Source organism: Glutamicibacter sp. AOP38-B1-38 (assembly GCF_052377485.1).
In the GTDB taxonomy this organism is placed as follows: domain Bacteria; phylum Actinomycetota; class Actinomycetes; order Actinomycetales; family Micrococcaceae; genus Glutamicibacter.
This window is the reverse complement of record NZ_JBQSWU010000056.1, coordinates 1-5,209: the sequence shown is the minus strand read 5'-3', so window position 1 is coordinate 5,209 and position 5,209 is coordinate 1. Positions and strand designations below refer to the sequence as shown.

At 57.1% G+C, this 5,209-nt stretch carries 5 protein-coding genes; 4 read left to right on the top strand and 1 reads right to left on the bottom strand.

The genetic code is table 11. The features are described 5' to 3' along the window. Nucleotides 1-95 precede the first annotated feature (95 nt). Nucleotides 96-353 carry a toxin HicA gene (locus ACT3TP_RS18355; RefSeq protein ID WP_096288211.1) on the top strand — a complete coding sequence of 86 codons (258 nt, stop codon included), beginning with the start codon at nucleotides 96-98 and terminating at the stop codon, nucleotides 351-353. Then, nucleotides 346-693, top strand: coding sequence for a type II toxin-antitoxin system HicB family antitoxin (locus tag ACT3TP_RS18350; protein ID WP_217990415.1), 348 nt, complete (start codon nucleotides 346-348; stop codon nucleotides 691-693). The genes ACT3TP_RS18355 and ACT3TP_RS18350 overlap by 8 nt, the downstream gene beginning before the upstream one ends. A gap of 270 nt (nucleotides 694-963) precedes the next feature. Here the strand turns inward: ACT3TP_RS18350 and ACT3TP_RS18345 are convergent, their stop codons facing one another. Beyond that, a complete protein-coding gene (locus tag ACT3TP_RS18345) occupies nucleotides 964-3,195 on the bottom strand; it encodes a polyribonucleotide nucleotidyltransferase (RefSeq protein WP_444621252.1) in 2,232 nt (743 codons plus the stop codon). 570 nt (nucleotides 3,196-3,765) lie between these two features. Here ACT3TP_RS18345 and ACT3TP_RS18340 point away from each other — a divergent pair. Both ACT3TP_RS18340 and ACT3TP_RS18335 read left to right on the top strand, forming a co-directional pair. Next, a complete protein-coding gene (locus ACT3TP_RS18340) occupies nucleotides 3,766-4,134 on the top strand; it encodes a hypothetical protein (protein WP_444617784.1) in 369 nt (122 codons plus the stop codon). Nucleotides 4,135-4,795: 661 nt separating this feature from the next. Then, a partial coding sequence (locus ACT3TP_RS18335; protein ID WP_444621251.1) for a hypothetical protein occupies nucleotides 4,796-5,209 on the top strand: 414 nt, incomplete at its 3' end.

The following is a 5,209-nucleotide window of genomic DNA, read 5'->3' as shown; positions in this document are numbered from 1 at the left end:
GTCGCATCATCATTGATTCAATAGGATTCAAATATGATCGAACATACAGCGAGCGCCTCTTGCCAAAGTGGTGCCAATAGTGGAACCATAGGGATATGTCGGGAATAGACGGCATAGAAGCGAAGATGAGGGAAAATCCTAAGAACATCAAGTTCACGGACATTCGTAAAGTTTGCGATGCACACTTTGGAATACCTCGGAACCGGGCAGGAAGCCATGTGATATACAAAACTCCCTGGCCTGGTGATCCTCGAGTGAATATTCAGAACAAAGATGGGATGGCTAAGCCTTACCAGGTGAAGCAAGTACTCGAGGCAATCGAGAAAATGAAGGAGATGAGCGGAGTTGACTAATTTGCATACGCCAGCAGTCGCAGCTCACTATAAATACAACGTGTCATGGTCACCTGAAGACGAAGAATTCGTCGCAACTGTTGCGGAATTCCCATCCTTGTCGTGGATGGACGAAGACCAAGTCGCGGCCTTGACTGGCCTACGTGATCTGATCGCCGAAGTTATCCAGGATATGAAGGATAACGACGAAGAAATACCTGTTCCTTTTTCGGTTCGAAAATATAGCGGAAGCATTCGCGTTCGCGTTAGCCCGGAAAAGCACCGCGATCTGACCATCGCCGCTGCCGACCAAGGAGTCTCGCTGAATCGCTACCTTACGGAGCGACTAGCTTCCTGCTAAGGCTACGGGACAAAACAGTCCTTTATTATGGCTCGCTCGACCGTTGCAACTTCTCAAGTTGCAACGGTCGAATTGCGTTTAAATCCCTTACACGATTCAGATAGGCAAGCTTGTTCTGGGATCCAGCGGACTGCTCGTCGTCCTCGCAGAACTATGCCCATGGCCCATAATCACGGATCCAAATCACGTGCGGACAAAGTTTGAATTTTGAGCACAGAAAACCCCGGCCCACCAACGGTGAACCGGGGTTTTCAAACTAGAAAACGAGAATTACTCGGCCGCTACGGCTTCTGCTTCTTCGTCCTCTTCAACAACTGGAGACAGCGACAGCTTTCCGCGGTCATCGATCTTGGTGATCTCGACCTGGAGCTTCTGGCCTACCGAGACGACGTCCTCAACATCCTCGACGCGCTTACCGTCGTTGATCTTGCGCAGCTCGGAGATGTGCAGCAATCCGTCCTTGCCTGGAGTCAGCGAGATGAACGCACCGAAGGTGGTCAGCTTCACGACAGTACCCAGGTAACGCTCGCCGATCTCAGGAACCTGAGGGTTGGCAATCGCGTTGATGGCCGAACGTGCGGCTTCGGCGGACTCACCATTGGTGGCGCCGATCAGCACGGTGCCGTCATCTTCGATCGAGATGTCCGCTCCGGTGTCTTCCTGGATCGTGTTGATCATCTTGCCCTTCGGGCCGATGACCTCGCCGATCTTATCCACTGGGATCTTCACCGAGATGATGCGTGGCGCGTAGGTGGACAGCTCATCCGGGGTGTCGATGGCCTGGTTGACCACGTTCAGGATGTGCAGGCGGGCCTCGCGGGCCTGGGTCAGCGCTGCGGCGAGCACCGAGGCCGGGATGCCGTCTAGCTTGGTGTCCAACTGGATCGCGGTGATGAACTCAGGAGTACCAGCCACCTTGAAGTCCATGTCGCCCATGGCATCTTCGGCGCCGAGGATATCGGTCAGGGCAGCGTAGCGGGTTTCGCCGTCGACGGTGTCCGAAACCAGACCCATGGCGATACCGGCAACCGGTGCGCGCAGTGGCACACCGGCGTTCAGCAGCGACAAGGTGGAGGCGCAGACCGAGCCCATGGAGGTCGAGCCGTTGGAGCTCAGTGCCTCGGAGACCTGGCGGATTGCGTATGGGAATTCTTCACGCGAAGGAAGAACAGGCATGATGGCGCGTTCTGCCAGGGCACCGTGGCCGATTTCGCGGCGCTTCGGCGAACCTACGCGGCCGGTTTCACCGGTCGAGTATGGCGGGAAGTTGTAGTTGTGCATGTAGCGCTTGCGGGTGACCGGGCTCAGCGAGTCGATCTGCTGTTCCATCTTCAGCATGTTCAAGGTGGTGACGCCCATGATCTGGGTTTCGCCACGCTCGAAGATTGCCGAACCGTGTACGCGAGGCAGGACCTCGACCTCGGCGGAGAGCTGACGGATGTCAGCCAGGCCACGGCCGTCGATGCGGATCTGCTCGGTCAGGATGCGCTGGCGCACGATGTGCTTGGTGACCGCACCGAAGGCCTTGGAGATTTCCCCTGCACGCTCGGCGAAGGCTGCGCCTTCACCGGTCAGCTGTGCGACGATCTCGTTCTTGAACTCGCCTGCGGCGTTGTCGCGGTCCTGCTTGTCAGCGATGGCGTAGATTTCGGCCAGGCGGGTGGAGGCTGCTGCCTCGACCGCTGCGTAGGCGTCATCTTCGTAGTCGCGGAACACTGGGAACTCGACGGTTTCCTTTGCGGCACGGGAAGCCAGATCGGCCTGCGCCTCGCAGAGAACCTTGATGAATGGCTTAGCGGCTTCAAGACCCTGGGCAACGACCTCTTCGGTTGGCGCGGTGGCGCCGCCCTGGATCAGTTCCCAAGCGTTATCGGTGGCGTCAGCCTCGACCATCATGATCGCCACGTCGTCGCCTGCCACACGGCCGGCAACAACCATGTTGAACACGGCGTTCTTCAGCTGGCTGTGCTTCGGGAAGGCAACCCACTGGGCGCCGTCTCCGTCATCAACCAGTGCAACGCGGACGCCGCCGATTGGACCGGAGAATGGCAGACCCGAAAGCTGGGTGGACATCGAGGAAGCGTTGATCGCTACCACGTCGTACAGCTCGTCTGGATCGATGGCCAGAACGGTGACAACAACCTGAACCTCGTTGCGCAGGCCCTTGACGAAGGCTGGGCGCAGCGGGCGGTCCATCAGGCGGCAAGCCAGGATGGCTTCGGTCGATGGGCGGCCTTCGCGGCGGAAGAAGCTGCCCGGAATACGGCCAGCTGCGTACATGCGCTCTTCGACGTCCACGGTCAGTGGGAAGAAGTCGAAGCCTTCGCGTGGGTGCTTGCCGGCCGAGGTGGCCGAGAGCAGTGCGGTCTCTTCGTCGATGTAGACCATTGCAGCGCCAGCGGCCTGCTTGGCCAGGCGGCCGGTCTCGAAACGAATGGTGCGGGTACCGTAGCGACCGTTGTCGATCTGTGCTTCGGCGAACTGAATTTCTGGACCCTCCATTAAGGGGGTTCTCCTTTCGATCGCTCCCAAAGAGACAAGCGATCCGTGCAGGCCTACCCAGATCTGGTCTTCGATCGAGACTCGCACTTTAGCCGCAATAGACTAGAGCGAAAGCCACTACCGAGGACCGCGATACTGGCGGTCAGGACTCACGGTGACGCAGTCAAGGGAGTGTATTTATCGTTGAGGGCTTAGCCAAAGGCCAAGACCTGACTCTAAGCCTACCGGGAATTAGTCAAAGGTGCAGTTTTTGTCGGATCGAGCGGGTGTCTTGGTGCTCAAACCCAAATACCGAGGGTTCTCTGACGCGTTGCAGCGGACTCCCGCCCAAACCCAAACCAGGAATGAAGGAGTCGTATTAAATTGTCCATCCATCGCCTTGCGGCGGCACTAGCGACCGCCTGCCTGTTCGCATTGACGGCATGCTCGACGCCAGCAGCAGATCGCACAGACGCCGCCGGCTCTACCGAAGGACCTGCGTCGACCGAGGAGGCATTCGATATAGCCGTTAGCCCAACTGCAGAACCCGACTCCCCCGAGGCATCCCCGACTCCCGCAGCAGCGGAGGAAATGACTGAGGAAGAACTCGCTGTTTGGGCAGATGAGAAGTTGCAGCAGTGGATGGACGCCATCAACGAGGGCTGGGAAGACGTTGCAATGGACATCCATCAACCATCTGATTTCCTCAAGTGGTATCCGACGGACCCGCACGGTCATATTGTCTCGGTCAAGGCGCCCGCATACGGCGAACTGGTCATCACGCTAGAACCCTACAAATGGGAATCGAGCCCGACCGACGACCTCGCGTATGTAGGAAGCAACACCATGCTGCGCATTGGAGAACGCGAGCCCAATCTAGAAAGGATCACGGTCCTCACGCAAGACGGGAAACACAGCTACGTTGCCACTCGCGCGCAGTGGCCGCCGATGGAAGGCTAGCGCCCGACTCCAAAGTCGAAATGCATGGGCCAAATTCCTGCTAGCTGGCGCGCCCAACGGCGATGCCGTCGAAGTTCGCCTGCCCTGCTCCCCCGAAAACAGTGCACCCAGAGGCAAAGGAACTGGCCCACGGACCGGGCTAGGATCCATCGTTAGAAAGCTTTCGCGGCGCTCAGGCTAAATGCACGCCACGAATAATTGGTCCCGATCTAGCGATGAGACGCTAGGCGGACACCGACTATTCCGCACCTTGTATTGTCGCGACCTTCACCTGCTTCTTAATACCCTTCTAAATCAAGGAGAGGCCACGCGCTCGATAAGCAATGGCCGAAACTTGCCGCACTGAAACGCAATACTCAGATCGAGATGCACCGATTAGTGCCTCATCAAGCTCCTAGGTCAACGTATCCATTTACCTTCGGAGTCGCGCCCTAAGGACGCCTGCAGTGCGCAAGCGGATCATTCATTCGAATGGCCATTAAAATTACTTCACATTAATCTCTCCTATAAAACACCTAGTCAAAACAGTCTGTCGCACTTCTTGTACATCAACTGGTTGAACTCGTTATCTATTCGTGATCTACTGGCCGGAGTTCCGGGTACCTCGACGGTACTGGGTTCACACTTGCCCGCATCTTCTTGAAGACGAAAGCTTTTCTCTATGAACCAGTCCCCGAAATCCAACGCGCGTAGAGCTCGAATGCCACTTGCCGTCATCACGGCCGGCTCGCTCGCCTTAGGCGGCGTTGTTGGCGGAGCAGCAGTCATTTCTCCGGCCATGGCAGCGCAACAAGCCACGATCAATGCCGCGAATCCCTCCGCGGATGTGCCACCTATCAAGAACGATGAGGAACTTAAAATCGTTGACCCCGGCGAGGAACTGTTCTCAGTTGATTACGAAAATAGCGACCCTGCCCAGGGAATTGTGATTCTCAACGACAAAACTGGACTCATCAACGAGGGCGACGAAGTGTGGTTGAGTTCGTCATCCCAACCGCAGACCGGAAGTTCGGCCCCGGCAACATACGAAAATGGGCAAGTTGTGTACAACGGCCCACGCGATACCCCTAATGGT